General features: G+C 61.5%; 1 protein-coding gene. It reads right to left on the bottom strand.

What is annotated here, in order from left to right; translation table 11 throughout:
- Positions 1-70: 70 nt before the first annotated feature.
- Positions 71-1,177 (bottom strand): methyltransferase, encoded by a 1,107-nt coding sequence (locus B3Q33_RS10590; RefSeq protein ID WP_286827523.1) that lies wholly within the window; start codon positions 1,175-1,177, stop codon positions 71-73.
- Positions 1,178-1,383: the final 206 nt, after the last annotated feature.

Genomic DNA, 1,383 nt, shown 5'->3' with positions numbered 1-1,383 from the left:
CACTGAGCCGAAGGCGAACTGCATCATTCAGGCACTGGGTCGGAGCAGTTTGCCTTCGGCTCAGTGCGTCCTACGAACAACCCCAGACAACAAATTTCTGGTTGCTGCCCAGCACCTCCACCTTGGTAAACAGCTTGCCCAACAGCTTGTGGTAGCCCAGGTGGCGGTTACCGATCACCCGCAGTTCCCCCCCAGCGTTCAGCGCCTGCTTCGCTTGTCGGAACAGGCGTCGCGCCACGTGATCACCGACCACATGCCCTTCATGAAACGGCGGGTTGAGAAGGATCAGATCAAAACGCGCATCGCACCCGGCCAGACCATCACCGAGATGAAATTCGCTGGTACTTTGCGGGTAATACCTGGCCACATTGTCACGGGCACTTTGCAGGGCCAGCCAGGATTCGTCGCAGAACACCAGATGACTGTCCGGGTGGGCCTGCAGCAGTGCCAGTCCGATCACGCCGTTGCCGCAGCCAAGGTCTGCCACCTTCGCCCCCGCCGTCAGACTGCCGGGAAGATGGGCCAGGAAAAACCGCGCCCCGATATCCAGCTGCTGCTGGGCAAACACCCCGGCGTGGACCGTCAACGGCCCCATGGGACCCTCCACCTGGGTGGGGTACGGGGCGATTGCGAGCCGCTCACCGGGCGCCGTCGCACTGAACAGGCGTGCCTTCTTCCAGCCTAGCTCCGCCCGGCCCTTGCCCAGGTACTGCTCCATCAAGGGCACCAGTTGACGAGGCAGGTGCTTGTCCATGCCCGCCAGCCAGACCGGTGTGCCGCCCGCCAGCTGCTCACTGAGCCACTGCAGCTGCCATTCCAGTAGCGCCAGAGATTTGGGCACCCGCATGACCACCTGATCAGGGGCTTGCGACAGGTTATCAAACGGCCACAGGGTGGCTCCCGGCTCCGGCAGCTCATTGAGTAGGCAGTTATGGGTCAGTGCCCGGCTGGCCATGTAAGAATCGCCACTGCTGACCACTGGCCCATGGCGGCCTGCTGCCAAAGCCAGTGCCCCCTGCTGATCGTTGACCACCAGCGTTACCGGACCGGCATGACGTTCCTTGAGAGTCTTCAACAGGTAAAGGTCGGCACTGTCCCAGGCCTGCAGAGGCTCATTCCGGCGACGGGGCCAGCGCTGCAGGGTCAATTCGCCCCAGGGGTGCTCAATTGTTGTCATACCATTCCTGCTTGCCGATCGATCAGAGCGCGCATTCTGCCTGCCCTGCTGGCTATTGGCCAGATTCTGCGCAAACAGCCGGGCGACACCTATTTAGGTATGGCATTTTGCAATTTCGCTGCTAGAATGCGCCAGCGAACTCGGAATATAGCTCAGCCTGGTAGAGCACTACGTTCGGGACGTAGGGGTCGCAGGTTCGAATCCTG

This window comes from Alcanivorax sp. UBA3183, assembly GCF_002364155.1.
Classification (GTDB): Bacteria; Pseudomonadota; Gammaproteobacteria; order Pseudomonadales; family Alcanivoracaceae; genus Alcanivorax; species Alcanivorax jadensis.
The sequence above is the reverse complement of the archived record's forward strand: the minus strand, read 5'-3'. Positions and strand labels throughout refer to the sequence as shown.